Consider the following 16,876-nt stretch of genomic DNA (forward strand, 5'->3'; position numbering starts at 1 on the left):
GGCCTAGCCCACCGTCAGGTCCAGCGGACGCGACACGAACAACGCGCCGGCGCCGAGATCCATGGCCACGCGCCGGCCGTTGAACGCCTCCATCCCGACCAGCCCGCCGGGGAAGTTCGGCAGAGGCGGCTGGTCGAACACGCCGACCGATACGCGGCGGTACAGATGGTCCGCAAAGGTCACCGTCCGCGCCTCAACGGTGGCCGAACGCAGAGCGCCGCCCAGCACCAGACTGACCCCTCTCCCCTGCGGCCGGCCGTCCAGCAGTCCCGCGCCGCTCGCCGCCTCGCGGCTCAGCCCGAGGAGGGCCGAAGCGCCGGTGTCGACCACGGCCTCAACCGCCGAGTCCTCGACCATCACCTCGGTGACCAGCGACCCGCCCTGGCGTCGCACGATCGCCGGGGCCAGATCCGGCGGGCGGACGAAGGCCTCGCGCCGCACCAGCCGCGCGTGCCGCCGGCGCGGGTCCAGCGCCAGCACCGCCTCGCCCAGCACGTCCTGTCCCAGGATCAGCGGCGTATGCAGCCCTTCCCTGGACGCCAGCGGCCCGAGATCGAGAATGGCCGCCCGCAAACCACGAATGGACAGGCCGGGCAGGTCGACGGCCAGCGTCGTCCCGCGCCCCACCTGCGCCCCGCCGCCGACGCCATAGGCCACCAGCGGCATGTCGAACAGCGACCGGCCTGCCGACGGCAGCGCCGCGACCAGCGCCCGGTCGATCACCGAATACTGGGCCCCGCTGTCGATCAGGGCGACCACTTCGAGGCCCCCCAGCCTGACCCGCACCGTCGGCACCAGCGCGTTCCGCGCATAGGCCAGCCAAGGCGTGGCGCCGCTCTCGACATAGGCCAGCGTCGGCTTCGGCCAGAGCAGGGTCTCACGCGCCCACCAGGCTCCGCCGACGACGGCGGCCAGTCCTGCGGTGCGGATCAGAAGGGAGCGGCGGTTCATGCCCGCCGAAGATGGCGCTTGCCCGCCGCCCGCGCCAGCGTCGCCGTGGTCGCGCCGGCTCAGGCTTACGGCCGCGTCCGGCTCGATCACGGGCCGATGGCTGGCGGTCCGGTCAGCGCCCCCCGACGCCGTCCAGACCGCCACCGCGGACGCCCTACCCCCCAAGGCTCCGCGAACTCATGGTTAACAACCACTTAAGCCCCATCTGAACGCATCTGGCGCGGCATCTGAGGGAGAGTCGACAGGCTTCGCCGTTTGCGCGAACCGATCCGCGGCTACCTGTGGCCGAAGGGAACCACCTTGTTGTGGCGATCATGGCCGATATCGGCGGTCCCGAGATACGAAATGCCCGACCGTTCGCACCAGTAGCGGCAAATCTCTTCCGCGGTCAGGCCGAAGTCGGGATCGTTCTCGACGATGTCGGACACCCGCCCCATCCGGATGCCCGCCACCTTGCGGATCGAAGCCTGACCGGTCAGGTGGAACATCATCCGGTCGATCCGGTACATTGGCTCGGACACGTCCTCCAGCATCAGCACATGGCCGGTCAGGTCGGGCTCCAGCGCCGTCCCGACGAGGGCGTCCAGAATGCTGAGATTGAAGGCGACCGCCGGTCGAGGATCTTCCGCCAGCGACGGCTCCCACGACGTCGGATCGCCCGACCTCAGCCAATTCAGCGCGCGCCAGGCCGTGGGGTCGTTGCGCACCGCGTCCGAGGCCATGGGTCCGTGCGCGACATGCGGGAAGCCGGCCTTGTAGAGCAGGGCCAGGATGCTGCCCGCGTCCGAATAGCCCAGATACCGCTTTTTGCGCGCGACCGCCGTCAGCCGCGGCAGCACGGCCTCGGCGATCCGACACGACCCATAGCCGCCCCGGGCGAACCAGACCGCGTCCAGCCGCGGATCATTGGCGTATTCCGCGAACGCATTGGCCCGGCTGGCGTCGTCGCCGCCGAAATGGCCGTGCTTGCCGAAGCTGGCCGGGTGAAAGCTCGCCGTGACCGAGCCGTCCGGAAAATTGGCGGCGAACCAGGCCAGGACGGCCTCGGCGCGCGCCTTGTTGAAGCGCGAACTGGCGTTGACGATGCCGATCTTCATGCTGAGCCGCTGGCCTCCAGCCTCGCCCGTGCTAGTCAGGCCGCCGGACATTCCCCGGTTTCGCCCTCATGAATCAAGACGACTATTTCTTCTGCGGCATCGGCGGCTCGGGAATGCTCCCGCTGGCGATGATCGTCCAGGCGCGCGGCGGCCGTATCGAGGGTTCCGACCGGTCCCGCGATCAGGGCCGCACGCCCGAGAAATTCGCATGGCTTGAAGCCCACGGCGTGACCCTGCATCCGCAGGACGGGTCGGGCGTCTCGCGCGCGGATCAGACGGTGGTGGCCACCGGCGCCATCGAGGACACGGTGCCCGACATCGGCGCAGCGAAGCGCGCCGGCGCCCGGATCGTCACCCGGCCGGAACTGCTGTCCCAACTGTTCAACGCCGCCCCGGTTTCGATCGGCGTCGCCGGAACCAGCGGCAAGTCGACCATCACCGGCATGATCGCCTGGATCCTCCACCGGACCGGCCGCCAGCCGACGGTCATGAATGGCGCGGTGATGAAGAATTTCGCCGACGCCGACCATCCGTTCGCCAGCGCCCTGATCGGCGACCCCGACCAGTTCGTCTCCGAGGTCGATGAGTCCGACGGCTCCATCGCCCGCTACAATCCCACGGTCGCCGTGGTCTCCAACATCTCGCTGGACCACAAGTCGATGGAGGAGCTCCGCGACCTGTTCGGCGGCTTCACCGGTCGGGCGGCGAAGGCCGTGCTCAACCTCGACAATGTCGAGACCCAGGCCCTCGCCCAGTCCCTGCCCGCCAACAGGGTGATCACCTTTGCGCTGGGCGAGGAGTCAGCCACCCTCAACGCGCACGATCTCGAACCCCTGCCGACCGGCATGCGCTTCAGCCTGACGGAGCTCGGTGGGACGAAGCATGCGGTGACCCTGAACGTCCCCGGCGCCCACAATGTCGCCAACGCCCTCGCCGCCCTCGGCGCCGTGCGGGCCGTCGGCGTGCCGCTGGTCGACGCCGTCGGGGCCCTCGAGACCTTCGCCGGCATCCGCCGCCGCATGGAGGTGGTCGGCGCCGCCAACGGCGTCACCGTCATCGATGACTTCGCCCACAACCCGGACAAGATCGCCGCCACCCTGAAGACGCTGCACGCCTTCGACGGCCGGCTGCTGATCCTGTTCCAGCCGCACGGCTTCGGCCCCCTTCGACTGATGCAGGCCGAGTTCATCGACGGCTTCGCCGGTCTGATGCGCGGGGACGACGTCCTCCTGATGCCCGAACCGGTCTATTTCGGCGGCACCACCGACCGGTCCGTCGGCAGCGAGGACATCGCCTCGGGCGTCCGCGCCGCCGGCCGCAACGCCGAGGCCCTGCCCACCCGCGAGGCCTGCGGCGACCGGCTGATCGACCTGGCCCGCCCCGGCGACCGGATCATCGTCATGGGCGCCCGGGACGACACCCTGTCCGTCTTCGCAGCGACGCTCCTCGACCGGCTTACTCGTCCGCTTACAGACTGATATTCAAGAGAATTTCAGAAAACATTCACGCCCGGAAAAGCTGGCGTTAAGGGCAGCCGCCTATTCCCGGAGTCAGGCGGGAGTGGTGAATGGCCAGGATCGGTGACTTTGCGAGTGCTGCGGCGCCGATCGGCCCGGACACGCCCGGCGCGGACGTTTTCGACCGCTTCCAGAGCGAGCCGGACACCCTGATTATCGCTGTGATCGACGACGAACGGCGACCGGTCGGCCTGATCGAGCGCAACGCCTTCACGCTCAAGATGGCGGCCGAGTTCGGGCGCGCCCTGTACGCCAAACGCCCGGCCGCAACCTTCATGGACACCGCGCCGCGCATCCTCGACGCCGCCGCCGACGCCGAAACCCTGTTCCAGTCGATGGACGACGCCAATCTGGGCGGCCTGCTCAACGGCTTCGTGGTGACCTCCGCCGGCCTCTATGTCGGCGTCGGCGCCGGCGTGCACGTGCTGCAGGCCGGAAACGCCATCCACCGGCGCCGGGCCGACGCCATGAGCGCACTCGCCCGCGACCTCGCCAGGGCCGAAGCGGAGGCCCGGGCCTCCAGCCGCGCCAAGTCCGAATTCCTCGCGGTCATGAGCCACGAAATCCGTACGCCGCTGAACGGCGTCCTGGGCGTCGCCGCCCTGATGGAGCGCGAACTCACCCAGGAGGCCATGCGCCCCTACGCCCGGACCATTCTGGATTCCGGCCAGAGCCTGTTGCGACTGCTGACGGACGCTCTGGATATGTCCCGCGCCGAGGCGGGGCTGATGACGTTCGAGACGGCGCCGGTCCATCTCGACTCCGTCGCCGCCGACCTCAAGGCCCTGTGGAGTCCTCGCGCCCAGGAGAAGAGCCTGACCTTGACCGTCACTCAGGACACGGCCGGTCATGACTGGGTGGCCGGCGACGAGATGCGGCTCAAACAACTGTTCAACAACCTGATCGGCAACGCCCTGAAATTCACCGAGGCCGGTGAGGTGGCCGTTCACATCGCCAGCCGCGACAGGGATGGCCAGATCACCCTTACCGCCACCGTGGACGACAGCGGTCCGGGCGTGCCGGAGGACGCGGCCGGAACCATATTCGACCCGTTCAACACGGGCCACGCCGGCCGTGAAGGCGCGGGCGCCGGCCTCGGTCTGGCCATCTGCCGCCAGATCGTCGAACTGATGAGCGGCTCCATCGCGGTCGAGCGGTCGCCACAGGGCGGCGCGCGCTTCCGGTTCACCCTGACCCTGCCCGGCGCGAGCCGCGAGATGCGGGCCGCCGCCACGCGGATGGCCGAACCCACCGCCCACACGACCCTGCATGTCCTGATCGTGGACGACAACGCCACCAATCGCTTCGTCGCCGGCAAGGTGCTCGAACTGTTCGGCTGCAGCGCCGAAGCCGTCGAGGGCGGACGCGAGGCGATCGAACGCGTCCAGACAGGGGCTTTCGACCTGGTCCTGATGGATATCAAAATGCCCGTCATGGATGGGGTCCAGACCACCCGACTGATCCGGGGTCTGTCTGGACCGGTGGCCGACATCCCGATCCTGGCCCTCACCGCCAACGCCGATCCCCGCGATGAAGCTGAGTATCTGGCGGCCGGGATGGACGGCGTCGCGCAAAAGCCCATCCAGCCCGACGCCCTGCTCAACGCCATCCGCCTGGTCATGGGCCGAACGCCGCTCCAGACGACGGCGTTGACCGAAGCCGCTTGAGCCCAGGGTGGATCGCGGGCCAAGCTCCAACCACACCTATTGCAAATCGTTCGCAACTTCGGCACAAGCCGGAGGTGACCGACGCCCCTCCCGCAGCAAAGCCCTCCAGGGCGCCGAAGACAGCGCTCAACGCCACGCGGTCGTTCTGGCTCAAGCAACTGCACCAGTGGCACTGGATCTCGGCGGCCCTCAGCCTCACAGGCCTGCTGCTGTTCGCCGTGACAGGGATCACCCTCAATCACGCCGCCCAGATTCCGGCGGAGCCGGTCACGGTCGAGCAAACCGGCGCTCTGCCCGCCCCCCTGCTCGCCCGCCTCGCCGACTTTCCGGCGGAAACCACCGACCCCGTCCCCGACGCCGTCGCCCGCTGGGCCTCCGAAACCTTCAAGATCCAGATCGCGGGCCGTCCCACCGAGACCACGGCGGAGGAAATCTATGTCGCCCTGGCCGAGCCGGGCGGCGACGGCTGGCTGACCATCGACCGCGCCACCGGCGACGCCCTGCGCGAACGCACCACGCGCGGCTGGGTCGCCTGGATCAACGACCTGCACAAGGGCCGCAACACCGGCGTGGTCTGGTACTGGTTCATCGACGTCTTCGCCGTCGCCTGCGTCGTCTTCGCCGTCACCGGCTTCGGCCTGACCTGGCTGCACGCCCGCCAGCGCCCATCGACCTGGCCGCTGCTGGGCCTCGGCCTGTTGATACCCGTCGTCATCGCCCTCCTGTTCATTCACTGACGAGCCGCCATGCGTAAGCTTTCCCTCGCCCTCTCCGCCGCCGCCCTCAGCACGGCCGCCGCGCCCGCCCTGGCCGCCGACCTCACGGTCTCGGTGGAGATTCCGCGCGTGTCCGGGGCGTCCTATCACCGGCCCTATGTCGCCGTGTGGATCGAGCGGCCCGACAACACCGCCGTGCGGACCCTGGCCGTCTGGTACCAGCAGACCGCCAATCAGGAAGGCGACGGCAAGGACTGGCTCAAGGACATGCGCACCTGGTGGCGCCGCGGCGGCCGCGCCCTGACGTTGCCGGCCGACGGCGTCTCCAGCGCCACCAAGGCCCCCGGCCGCCACGCCTTCACCGTGCCCGGCGCGCGCCTCTCGAACCTGCCCGCCGGCGACTATGTCATGGTCGTCGAGGCCGCCCGCGAACTGGGCGGACGCGAGGCCGTGCGGGTGCCCTTCCGCTGGGGCGCCGCCAACACCGCCCGCGCCGCGGGCTCCACCGAACTCGGCGCCGTCAGCGTCACCGTCACCCGCTAGAGGAAGTCTGCCATGAAGAAGTCCCTCGCCATCCTCGCCGCCCTCGCCACCCTGGCCCTGCCAATGTCCGCCCAGGCGCACCGCGCCTGGCTCGCCCCCACCGCGACCGTGCTGTCCGGCACCGACGCCTGGGTCGGCTTCGACGCCGGCATGTCCAACGGGGTCTTCATCGCCGACCACGCCCCCATGAACCTGGCCGGCCTGATCATCACCGCGCCGGACGGCTCGACCCTCGCGCCCGAGAATCTGCACCGGGCCCGCTACCGCTCCACCTTCGACGCCCACCTGACGCAGGCAGGCACCTATCGCGTGGCCAACGTCATGGGCGGGGTGATCGTCAGCTACAAACAGGGCGGCGAGCAAAAGCGCTGGCGCGGCGCCGAGGCCGACATGGCCGCAAACATTCCGGCGGACGCCACCGAGGTGGTCGCCACCCGCAGCGCCAGCCGCATCGAGACCTTCGTCACCCTCGGCGAGCCGTCGACCACCGCCCTGGCCCCGACGGGCGAAGGCATCGAACTGGTTCCGGTCAGCCACCCGAACGATCTGGTCGCCGGCGAGCCCGCCACCTTCAAACTGGTGCGCGACGGCCAGCCTGCGGCCGGCCTTGAGGTCACCATCGCTCGTGGCGGCACGCGCTACCGGGACAACCCCGGAGAGATGACGGTCACCACCGGCGCCGACGGCGCCTTCACCGTCACCTGGCCCGAGCCCGGCATGTACTGGATGAACGCCTCGGTCCGCGGCGCCGCGGCGGGCGACCAGCTGGCCTACACCGCCCAGTACAACGGCGTCGTGGAAGTCCTGCCCTGACGGATCACGGTTCCGGACCGACCGGCGTCGTCCCGCCCCCGCTCGTCGTGGGCGGGGATGCCGCGCCGCGTCCTGACAATCGCGTCCTGATTCCGACGCACGGCCGCAAGCCGTCTCCGCCGCCGGGCTCCCACATCTGGGACTTCGCCGGCGAGACCATGGGCACGACCTGGTCCGTGCGGCTGATTCCGCCGCCGGCTCTCGATCGCGCCGCCTTCCAGTCGGCGATCGAGGATGAGCTGGCCCGGATCATCGCCCTGTTCAGCCACTGGGACCCCAGGTCCGAGCTGTCGCGCCTCAACGCCGCCCCGCCCGGATTCTGGGCGGTGTCCGAACCGTTCTGGGACCTGCTCAACAAGGCCATGGACCTGGCCGACGACACCAATGGCGCGGTCGATCCGGCGCTGGGGACGCTGGTCGATCTATGGGGGTTCGGCCCGCCCGGCCCGCGCCCGCTCAACGGCTTCGGAACCGGCCCGACCGTGCCCTTCGAGGAAGAGGTCGAGGCCGCCCGCGCCCTGTCAGGCTGGGGCATCGTCCGCTTCAATCGCGAGGCCCGCGCGGTGCAACAGCTGGGCGGCGTCAAACTGGACCTGTCCGGCATCGCCAAGGGTCACGCTGTCGATCGCGTCTCCGAACGGCTGACCGGCATGGGCGCCACCCATCATCTGGTCGAGATCGGCGGCGAACTGCGCGGCGCCGGCGTCAAGCCTGACTTCATGCCCTGGTGGGCGGAACTGCAACAGGCGCCCGGCGCTCCGGGACCCCGCGCGGTGGCCGCCCTGTTCGATCTCGCCTGCGCCACCTCGGGCGACTGGATCCGCCGCTACGAGGTCTATAGCCAGACCTACAGCCACACCATCGACGGTCGCACCGGCCGCCCCGTCGAGAACGGCGTCGCCTCCGTCACCGTCTTGGCCGAGACGGCGATGTACGCCGACGCCATGGCCACCGCCCTGACCGTCATGGGCCCCGAAGAGGGACCGGCCTACGCCGCCGCCATGAACATCGCCGCCGCCTTCGTCGTGCGCACCGAAGGCGGCATGATCGAAACCGTCACCCCTGCCTTCACCGCCATGCTGTCCGAGGGCGCGTGACCACCGATCCGGTCCGCTGGCTGTGGGCCGCTGTGGCCGTCGGCCTCTGGTTGGCGACCATCGCCCTCGTGCAGTTGTCGCGGGCCCGCGCCCGTCGGGCCGCCGCCGCCCGTTCGGCCGCCCTGGCGCCGGCCGGAGACGCTCCCGCCGTCCTCGTCGCCTTCGCCAGCCAGACCGGGCTGGCCGAGGAACTGGCGTGGATGACGGCCCGCAGTCTGTCCGATGCGGGAACCACCGCCCGGGTGGCTCCGCTGGGCGACCTGGACCTGTCCGAACTCAAGGCCGCCCGATGCGTCCTCATCGTCGCCTCCACCACCGGCGAGGGCGACGCCCCGGACGCCCTGTCGCGCTTCGTGCGCCAGTCGATGACGGCGCCGGCCGATCTCACCGGCCTGTCCTACGGCCTGCTCGCGCTCGGCGACCGGACCTATGCCGACTTCTGCGGCTTCGGCCGGTCGCTGGACGGCTGGCTGCATCGCTCGGGCGCCGCGCCCCTGTTCGACCGGGTCGAGGTCGATGACGGTGATGCCGGCGCCGTCCGCCACTGGCAGCACCAGCTGGGCCTCCTGACCGGCTCCACCGTCCAGGCGGACTGGACCCCGCCGGCCTTCGATCGCTGGCGTCTGGTTGAGCGCACCCATCTGAACCCCGGCAGCCCCGGCGGAGAGGCCTGGATGATGGCGTTCGAGCCCCTCGGTCATGCGCCGGCCTGGGTCGCCGGCGACATCGCCGAGATCGGCCTGCCGACGACCGAACGCCAGCCAGCGCCCGGCAGCCGGGAGTATTCGGTGGCCTCCCTGCCCGCCGACGGCCGCGCCGAGTTCATCGTCCGCCTGATGCATCGCCCGGACGGGACGCCCGGACTGGCCTCTGGCTGGCTGACGCGCGACCTCGCGATCGGCGACGAAGTGGGGATGCGCATCCGCACCAACCGCAGCTTCCACGGCCCGTCGCCGGAAACGCCGCTGATCCTGATCGGCAACGGCACCGGACTGGCTGGCCTGCGCGCCCACTGGAAAGCCCGCGCGGGACAGACGACCGGCCAGACCTGGCTGATGTTCGGCGAGCGCACCCGCGCCCATGACGCCTTCCTCGACACCGAGCTGCAGGCCGCTCTGGCGTCCGGCGCCCTCACCCGCCTCGACCGGGTCTTCTCCCGCGACGCCGGAGACGGCCGCTATGTCCAGGCCCTGATCGCCGAACATGCCGCGGACCTGACCGCCTGGGTCGACCGCGGCGCGGCGATCCTCGTCTGCGGCAGCCTGGAAGGCATGTCGAAGGGTGTGCATGAGGCGCTGGAAGCCGCCCTTGGCGCGGACGCCCTGCTGTCGCTCACCGAAAGCGGTCGCTATCGCCGGGACGTTTACTGAGCCGCCTCAGACCAGCGCCTTGAACATCATAAAGGCGTCCACATAGTCGCCGTTCGGACGCCGGAAGGCGCCCGGCATCACGCCCGCGATGTGAAAGCCCATTCCCTCCCAGGTCGCCACGGCGCGGGCATTGGTCGAGACCACGAAATTGAATTGCAGCGCCCGGAAACCGCGTTCGCGCGCCCGATCCTGAGTGTGTTGGCACAGGGCGCGGGCCACGCCGCGACCGAAGGCCGAGGGCGCGACCATATAGCCGCAGTTGCCGATATGGCCGCCCGGCCCCGGCTGGTTGGGTCGCAGGAAGCAGGTCCCCAGCACCTCGCCGTCCGCCTCCGCCACGCTGACCTCATGGCCCGGCGCCATCCACCAGACCCGGGCCTGTTCACGCGTCATGGCCCGATCCAGCGCATAGGTCTCCCCCTCGCGGATCGTGGGCTCCATCACGGCCCAGATCGCGGGCCAATCGGCGTCATGGGCGGGACGGATCAACATGGGCCGCGTCTCTCACACCGTCCATTTGCGGGCAATACTCAGACCTCGGCCCAGCGTCGCATCAGGTTGTGATAGACGGCCGTCAACTCCAGCACCGCCGTATCCTTCGGACCCTTTTCCGCGCTGACCCGCTGGATCGCCACATCGAGCCGGAACAGGGTCTCGCGATCGGCGTCGTCGCGGATCAGACTCTGCATCCAGAAGAAGCTGCCGACCCGCCGCCCCCGCGTCACCGGCGTCACCCGGTGCAGGCTTTTCGACGGATAGAGCACCAGATCGCCTGCCGGCAGCTTGACGGACTGGGGCCCGTACATCTCCTCGATGATCAGTTCGCCGCCGTCGTAGTCCTCCGGCTCTGACAGGAACAGCGTGGCCGACAGGTCGCTGCGGATCCGCACTGACCCGCGCTGGCGGATGGCGTTGTCGACGTGGACGTCGAACCGTTCGCCGCCCTCATAGGCGTTGAACAGCGGCGGAAAGATCGTGTGCGGCAGGGCGGCCGAGACGAACATCGGATTGGCCTGCAACGCCTGGGTGACCAGCGCGCCCACTTCATGCGCCTCGGCCGAGTCCTCGGGCAGTTGCCGGTTGACCTTGGCGGTCGCCGACTGATGGCCCGAGGTGACATTGCCGTCGACCCACGGCCCGGCGTCCAGCCGCGATCGCAGGGTCGCGACCTCATCCTTGGTGAAGACGCCGGGGATGTGAAGCAGCATGGCCGGATCAGTACCTCAGATTCAGCGTCAGGATGGCCTGTCGTCCCGGCGCGACATCGGCATGGTGCACGCCGTTGGTGCGCAGGATGTAGGCCTCGTCGCTCGCGTTCTGGACATTCAGCTGCAGGCTGGCCGTCTCGCTGATGTCGTACGAGGCGAACAGATCGACGCGCGTATGCGCCGGAGCATAGATCCGGTTGGCCCCGCCCCCGGCACCGCCCTGGTTGCCGCCGAAACTGTCGGAGACATGGTAGAGGCCGCCGCCGACGCTCAGGCTCGGAATCACGCGCCAGGTCGTGAACAGGCTGAACGAATGTTCGGGCGTATTGGCCAGAGGATCGCCGACATTGACGTTGTTATAGGCGCCGGCCACCAGTTCGCTGTCCATCCAGGTGTAGCCGCCGAACACCTGCCATTCGCGGGTGATATTGCCCGACACGCCCAGTTCGACACCCCGCACCTCGGCCTCGCCGGCCTGTTCGAAGACGCCGGGCGAGACCTGAATGGCCGCGTTCTCGCGCTTCAACATGAAAGCGGCCGCCGACAGGGCCAGCCGGTCCCCGAACAGATTGGCCTTGGCCCCGATCTCCCAGTTGGTCGTCTCTTCCGGGTCGAGCACGGTTACGACGCCGGCGATCGTACCCGTCCCACCGCTCGTATTCTGGTCGCCCGCTGAGATGGTCGGCGGCGTCGAGGCGGTTGCGTATGAGACATAGACGCTGGAGTCGGAGGTCGGCTTGAACACCAGGCCGACCTGGTAGTTCACGAAGTCCCACTCGCTGCGCGCCACCGGTGAGTAGGTGGCCGGATTCCAGACGCCGCCAACCTGGGTGAAACCGCCGATCGTCGCCGCCGTCCCGTTGACGCCCTCGACCCCGAACTGGTCCCAGCGCACCCCGAGATTGAGGATCAGGCGGTCGGTCAGCGATATGCTGTCCAGGGCGTAGACGCCGATGCTGTCGCTGTCGTTGCTGCTGACCGGGCCGCGATTGATCACGCCGCTCCAGCTGTCATCCGTGGACGGAGAATAGACGCGGGCGCAGTCTCCGGCGCCGAGGTTGTTCAGATTGGCCGCCGACATGACGAAGCCTGCCGGGCAGGCCGCGCCCGAGGTCGTGAAGGTCGAATACGTCGCATTGAGGTTCTTCTCGCTGCTGAGCTCCAGCCCGAGGTCGAACGCGTGGTTCACAGCGCCGGTGTCGAAGGTCCCGCTCAGGTCGGTGACATTGGCGATGGTGGTGACCGGGTTCCAGCGCGACTTGGTGGCGCGCTTCATCCACCATTCGCCCGCCACGAACTGCGCCGCGCCGCCGTCGCCGGGATTGGTGACGATGTAGTCGTTCAGCGTCTCGGACCAGCGGGTGACATTGCGCAGGGTCAGGGTGTCGCTGAACCGGTGCGTGAAGTCGGCGGTGAAGGCGTCGACCGTATTGACCAGATAGTCCCGGTCATCGAGGCCGTAGAAGCTCTCATGGGGCACGTCGAGGATGCCGCCGGGCGTTGTGCGCACCCCGATCTTGGTGAACAGCGGGATGCCGTAGTCGGGCATCTGGTTCGACGTCAGGTGATAGTAGCTGAACGTCCCGGTCGTCTGCGTCCCAAGACCGGCCGCCAGCGACAGGCCCAGGCCCCATTTATCGTAGTCCACCGAATCCCGGCCGGGCACATCGCCTTCGGCGCCCATCAGATTCAGCCGCAGGCCGGCCGTCTCGCCCAGGCTCCAGTTCTGGTCGATCGTCCCGCGGAAATAGCCGTCCGTCCCGACGCCCAGACCGAAGCGGGTGAAGTCCGTCAGGCGCGGCGCCTTGGAGCCGAGGTTGATGCTGCCGCCGCCGGAACCGCGGCCGGAATAGACGGAGTCCGGCCCCTTCACGACCTCGACCTGTTCGAGGTTGAACACCTCGCGCTGCTGGCCGCCGGAGTCGCGTATGCCGTCGACGAAGACGTTGTTGCCCGACGACTGGCCGCGGATGAAGGGCCGGTCGGCCAGCGGCTGGCCGCCCTCGCCCGCCCCGAAGGTGATGCCCGGCGAGGTGCGCAGGATGTCCTGCAGCGACGTCGCCGCCGTCTGCTCGATGATCTGCTGCGGAATGATGGTCACCGAGCGGGGCGTGTCGACCAGAGGGGCGACGAACTCCGGCGATCGCGGTTCGCGCCGGACGGGCCGGCCGTCGACCGTGACGGTCTCCAGCGTCTTGGCGTCCTGCGGTTCGCCGTCCGGCCCCGGCTCCGCCAACGCCGGCCCGGCCATCAGCATGCCAGCGGCGCTGGAGGCGAACAGGAGGGCCCGAAGGGCTTCGGCGGAGGTCATGGGCGTATCCGGAAGGGAGCAAAGTGCGATTAGCTCGCAATAGCACCTTCACCGGTCGTCGCAATTGAATTTGCGACACATTCGCAAAAATCTTTGCGGCTGGCGGGGTACGGACGCCTGTTACCGCGTGACGACATCCCGCCGCATCGGGGCGAGCTTGGCCAGGAAGCGGTTCTGGGTGCGAAATGGAACCCCCTCCGCATCCATCGCGTCCTGCAGGTGCTCGACCAGCGCGCCCATGTCAGCGGGCTGCAGGCCGATGTCGTCGTGCGCGTCCTGCATCGACCGGCCCGTGTAGGCGCAGCCTCCGTTGAGGATGTAGCAGAACTGCTCCTTCAGGGTCCGGCGCAACCGGACCATGTCGGTCGCGACGAAGATTTCCGCGATCCGGGCGTCGGCGACCGACCGATCCAGCATGCCGTCGACGATCCGGTCCGAACCCTCACGCCCATGGAAGGCCTCGAGCATCTCCGTGCCCTCGAACGGGGCGACGCCGGCGTTGGCTTCGGCGACGATATACGGATCGACCGCCTCCTCGCCCGGCCGATGCGCGGGGTCCTGGGCCATGGCCGGAAGTGCGAAGGCCGCAGCGGCGGCGGCCAGGGTCAGGGTCATTTTGCGGATCATCAGAAGCCCGCCTGTAGGGAGAGGTAGAGGCCGCGCTGGTCGTCGAAGGTGGCGATCGAGCCCAGATCCGCCCAGGCCGCCGTGACCGACAGATGCTTGTTGAGCGCCCAGGCCGCATAGATGTCGAACCAGTCGTCCTCGGCGGCGAAGGACAGGTTGTCCGGCTTGGTCCGGTATTCGGCGCCGACCACAAGATTGCGGCTCAGCAGCCAGCCGACAGACCCTTCGAACTGGGCCTCATGGTCGTCATTGGCGTCGCCGCCGAAGCCCAGCAGGCCGGTCTGGTTGGCGTTGGTCCAGCGCACCGCGCCGCTGACCAGCACGCTCTCGGCCAGAAACAGTTTCGACGCCGCGATGTAGAAGTCCGTGCCCTGATCATCCTGCCCCCCGACGGCGGCGATGATCGCGCCCTGATCGTTGGTCTTGTGCTGAAGGCCGATCGCGATCTGGGGGACCCAGGTGTCCTGGTCATAGACCGCGTCGCCGGTCAGCCGGATCTTCACCCCGATCACGTCCTGTGTGAAGGTGAACCCCTGTCCCAGGCCCAGCAGGGCGCCCGTGTCGCCCGTGTCGAACGCCTGTCGCGCCGCCGACAGCTCGACCCGGTCCCACAGGCCGACCGCCACGCCCGCGGTGCGGAACTGATAGTCGGGCAGGTCGACGAGGGTGACGTGGGCGTTGCCGCCGATCCCGTCCTCCTCGCCATAGCCCGTGATGGTCGCCCAGGTGGACAGCCCTCCGCCGCCCGATCCCTCGATGGTCGAGACCCCGCCGGTCAGCAGAAGCTTGCCGCCAGTCCGCGAGTCCGGGATCAGGGACTGGGCCTGCGCAACGCCCGCTATCGCCGAAGCGAGCATGGCCGCCGCCAGAATTGTCCCGTTCCTCATCGCCCTCACCCGGTCCACCGTCTCGAAGTCAAACCGATAGGGAGGCGTGGTTAAGCGAGCATGAAACCAGCAGGAAGCCGGGCGCCCGACCCGCCGGAAAGGGCGTTGGTCGGACTGTCCACCGGTTTACCTCGATTTCATCTTGCTTTCGTACACCTTGATCGATGCGTGTTCTGTTCGCCCTTCTCGCCGTGCTTGCGTTCTGCTCCCCGGCGATAGCCGGCGACCTGACCGTCAGCGTGCGCGACGCCGCCGGGCGACCCGTGCAGGACGCGGTGGTGACCGTACATCCCGCCGCCGGCGTGCCTCGCGGCCCCATCCGCTTCGCCTGGCCGTTGCGAATGACTCAGCAGGACATCCAGTTCCAGCCCTATGTCCTGGTCGTGCCGGTGGGGGGAACCGTCTCCTTCCCCAACCTCGATCGGGTCCGCCACCACGTCTATTCCTTCTCGCGCGGCAACCGGTTCGAACTCCAGCTTTACGGGCGAGACGAGAGCCGCTCCCACACCTTCGCCGCCGTCGGCGTGGCCGCTCTCGGCTGCAACATCCACGATCAGATGCTGGCCTATATCAAGGTGGTGAACACGCCCTGGGCGGCCAAGACTCCCGCCAGCGGCGACGCAATCCTGCGGGCCATCCCCGCCGGGGCCGCCACCCTTCGCGTCTGGCATCCCCGGCTCGCCGGCCGCGGCAATGAGATTTCACGGCCCCTGACCATCGCCGTCGCGCCCGGCCGCAGCACCGTCAGCGGCGATTTCAGCGCCCGGGCGGCCGTCCGGTGAGCGCGACGCGCCTCGTCAGCCTGGTCCGTTTCCGCAACCTGCGGACCCGGCTCACCGTCGTCTATATGGGCCTGTTCGGCCTCGCCCTGCTGCTCGCCGCCCTCGCCGTCGTCACCGCCGTGACCAACAGCGCCCGGCGCGTGGTGCGGGACGAAATGACCGCCGCCGGCGCCGTCTACAGCCAGCTCTGGAGCGCGCGCTCCAGCCAGCTTCAGCAAGGCGCGGGCGTCCTGGCCCAGGACTACGGATTCCGCGAGGCCGTCGCCACCAATGACGAGGCCACGGTCCGCTCCGCCCTCGACAACCTGCGCGCCCGGCAAGGCGTTGACGGCGCCCTGATCCTCGGGATCGACGGCCATGCGACAGCGACGGGTCTGGTCCTTGACGACGCCGCCCTCGACCGGCTGTTCAACGGCTTGGAGTCCGGCCAGATCGAATCGGGCGTCCTCGCCATCGACGGTCAGGCCTTCCAGGTCGTCGCCGCCCCCGTGAACGCCCCGATCCTGATCGGCTGGGTCGTGTTCGCGGAGCGGCTGGACGCGGCCCAGATGCGCAATCTGGAACAGCTGTCGGCCATTCCCCTGTCGGCCGCCGTGGTGCTCAACCGCGACGCGGGCGAAAGACTCGATGGGCCGATCACCGTCCAGACACCCGACGGCCCCTCCATGCGTCTGGATCGCCCCCTGCCGAGTTTCGACGCGACGGCCCCCGCCGATCTGGTTCTGACCTACCCATTGAAGCGCGCCATGCGGCCCTATGAAGCCCTGTTCTGGTGGCTGGCCGCCATCGGCGCCGCCGGCCTCGCCCTGTTGATGGGCGGGACCTGGTCCCTTTCGCGCGGCCTGACCCGTCCGATCAGCGCCCTCGACGAGGCCGTGCACCGGCTGCAGCAGGGCGAATATGTCGAGGCCCCGGTGACCTCCAACGATGAGATCGGCCGCCTCGCCGCCAGTTTCAACGCCATGGTCGGGGACCTCAGGGACCGCGAGGCCAGACTCACCCACATGGCCCTGCACGATCAGGAAACCGGCCTGCCCAACCGCCTGTCGCTGGAACGTCAGGCCGGCGCCCAGGCCGACGCCTGGGTGGTTCTGTTTGGCGTCGACCGCTTCGAGGTGGTCCGCAACGCCATCGGCTATGATTCCATGGCCCGGCTTCTGGCGGCGCTCGGCGGCCGGCTGTCCGCCCTTGCCGACGGCGCCCCGATGGCCCGCGTGGGCGCTGGAGCCCTCGGCCTCGTGATCGTCGCCGCGGACGAGACCGAGGCCGTGGCCGCCGCCGCTCGCCTGG

General features: G+C 69.2%; 16 protein-coding genes. 9 read left to right on the forward strand and 7 right to left on the reverse strand.

Going from position 1 to position 16,876, the window contains the following annotated elements; genetic code table 11:
* Window positions 1-3 precede the first annotated feature (3 nt).
* On the reverse strand, window positions 4-951 hold the full coding sequence (locus QQJ79_RS01160) for a pepsin/retropepsin-like aspartic protease family protein (RefSeq protein WP_284220229.1): 948 nt from the start codon (window positions 949-951) through the stop codon (window positions 4-6).
* Between the two features lie 275 nt (window positions 952-1,226).
* Window positions 1,227-2,099, reverse strand: a complete 873-nt coding sequence (locus tag QQJ79_RS01165; protein ID WP_284220230.1) for an LD-carboxypeptidase — start codon at window positions 2,097-2,099, stop codon at window positions 1,227-1,229.
* A 17-nt stretch (window positions 2,100-2,116) separates the two neighbouring features.
* Between QQJ79_RS01165 and QQJ79_RS01170 the strand changes: the two genes are divergently transcribed.
* The 7 genes from QQJ79_RS01170 to QQJ79_RS01200 all read left to right on the forward strand — a co-directional run bounded on the left by QQJ79_RS01170 (window position 2,117) and on the right by QQJ79_RS01200 (window position 9,771).
* The gene (locus QQJ79_RS01170) at window positions 2,117-3,526 is read left to right on the forward strand and encodes a UDP-N-acetylmuramate--L-alanine ligase (RefSeq protein WP_284220232.1); all 1,410 of its coding nucleotides are present in this window, start codon (window positions 2,117-2,119) and stop codon (window positions 3,524-3,526) included.
* Between the two features lie 89 nt (window positions 3,527-3,615).
* Window positions 3,616-5,232 (forward strand): ATP-binding protein, encoded by a 1,617-nt coding sequence (locus tag QQJ79_RS01175; protein ID WP_284220234.1) that lies wholly within the window; start codon window positions 3,616-3,618, stop codon window positions 5,230-5,232.
* A gap of 74 nt (window positions 5,233-5,306) precedes the next feature.
* Window positions 5,307-5,969, forward strand: a complete 663-nt coding sequence (locus QQJ79_RS01180; RefSeq protein ID WP_284220235.1) for a PepSY-associated TM helix domain-containing protein — start codon at window positions 5,307-5,309, stop codon at window positions 5,967-5,969.
* A 9-nt stretch (window positions 5,970-5,978) separates the two neighbouring features.
* Entirely contained in the window at window positions 5,979-6,491 is a 513-nt protein-coding gene (locus tag QQJ79_RS01185) for a DUF2271 domain-containing protein (protein WP_284220237.1), read from the forward strand.
* A gap of 12 nt (window positions 6,492-6,503) precedes the next feature.
* Window positions 6,504-7,304 (forward strand): DUF4198 domain-containing protein, encoded by an 801-nt coding sequence (locus QQJ79_RS01190; protein WP_284220239.1) that lies wholly within the window; start codon window positions 6,504-6,506, stop codon window positions 7,302-7,304.
* A gap of 158 nt (window positions 7,305-7,462) precedes the next feature.
* Complete coding sequence (locus QQJ79_RS01195; protein WP_284220242.1) at window positions 7,463-8,401, forward strand: FAD:protein FMN transferase; 939 nt, start codon at window positions 7,463-7,465, stop codon at window positions 8,399-8,401.
* Entirely contained in the window at window positions 8,398-9,771 is a 1,374-nt protein-coding gene (locus QQJ79_RS01200) for a sulfite reductase subunit alpha (protein WP_284220244.1), read from the forward strand. The genes QQJ79_RS01195 and QQJ79_RS01200 overlap by 4 nt, the downstream gene beginning before the upstream one ends.
* 6 nt (window positions 9,772-9,777) lie before the next feature.
* On the opposite strand, the gene QQJ79_RS01205 is transcribed toward QQJ79_RS01200, so the two are convergent.
* The 5 genes from QQJ79_RS01205 to QQJ79_RS01225 form a co-directional block, all read right to left on the reverse strand.
* Complete coding sequence (locus QQJ79_RS01205; RefSeq protein ID WP_284220246.1) at window positions 9,778-10,263, reverse strand: GNAT family N-acetyltransferase; 486 nt, start codon at window positions 10,261-10,263, stop codon at window positions 9,778-9,780.
* Window positions 10,264-10,301: 38 nt separating this feature from the next.
* Entirely contained in the window at window positions 10,302-10,979 is a 678-nt protein-coding gene (locus tag QQJ79_RS01210; protein WP_284220248.1) for a Fe2+-dependent dioxygenase, read from the reverse strand.
* 7 nt (window positions 10,980-10,986) lie between these two features.
* Entirely contained in the window at window positions 10,987-13,290 is a 2,304-nt protein-coding gene (locus tag QQJ79_RS01215) for a TonB-dependent receptor (RefSeq protein WP_284220250.1), read from the reverse strand.
* Window positions 13,291-13,410: 120 nt separating this feature from the next.
* Window positions 13,411-13,917 carry a group I truncated hemoglobin gene (locus QQJ79_RS01220; protein ID WP_284220252.1) on the reverse strand — a complete coding sequence of 169 codons (507 nt, stop codon included), beginning with the start codon at window positions 13,915-13,917 and terminating at the stop codon, window positions 13,411-13,413.
* Window positions 13,917-14,804 (reverse strand): DUF3034 family protein, encoded by an 888-nt coding sequence (locus QQJ79_RS01225; RefSeq protein ID WP_284220254.1) that lies wholly within the window; start codon window positions 14,802-14,804, stop codon window positions 13,917-13,919. The genes QQJ79_RS01220 and QQJ79_RS01225 overlap by 1 nt, the downstream gene beginning before the upstream one ends.
* 164 nt (window positions 14,805-14,968) lie before the next feature.
* Here QQJ79_RS01225 and QQJ79_RS01230 point away from each other — a divergent pair, with 164 nt between their 5' ends.
* Together QQJ79_RS01230 and QQJ79_RS01235 are read left to right on the forward strand one after the other, a co-directional pair.
* Window positions 14,969-15,586 carry a cupredoxin domain-containing protein gene (locus QQJ79_RS01230; RefSeq protein WP_284220256.1) on the forward strand — a complete coding sequence of 206 codons (618 nt, stop codon included), beginning with the start codon at window positions 14,969-14,971 and terminating at the stop codon, window positions 15,584-15,586.
* Window positions 15,583-16,876: HAMP domain-containing protein (locus QQJ79_RS01235; RefSeq protein WP_284220258.1), on the forward strand; the 1,294-nt coding region annotated here is incomplete at its 3' end. The genes QQJ79_RS01230 and QQJ79_RS01235, both read left to right, overlap by 4 nt.

This window comes from Brevundimonas denitrificans (genome assembly GCF_030160755.1).
GTDB lineage: Bacteria > Pseudomonadota > Alphaproteobacteria > Caulobacterales > Caulobacteraceae > Brevundimonas > Brevundimonas denitrificans.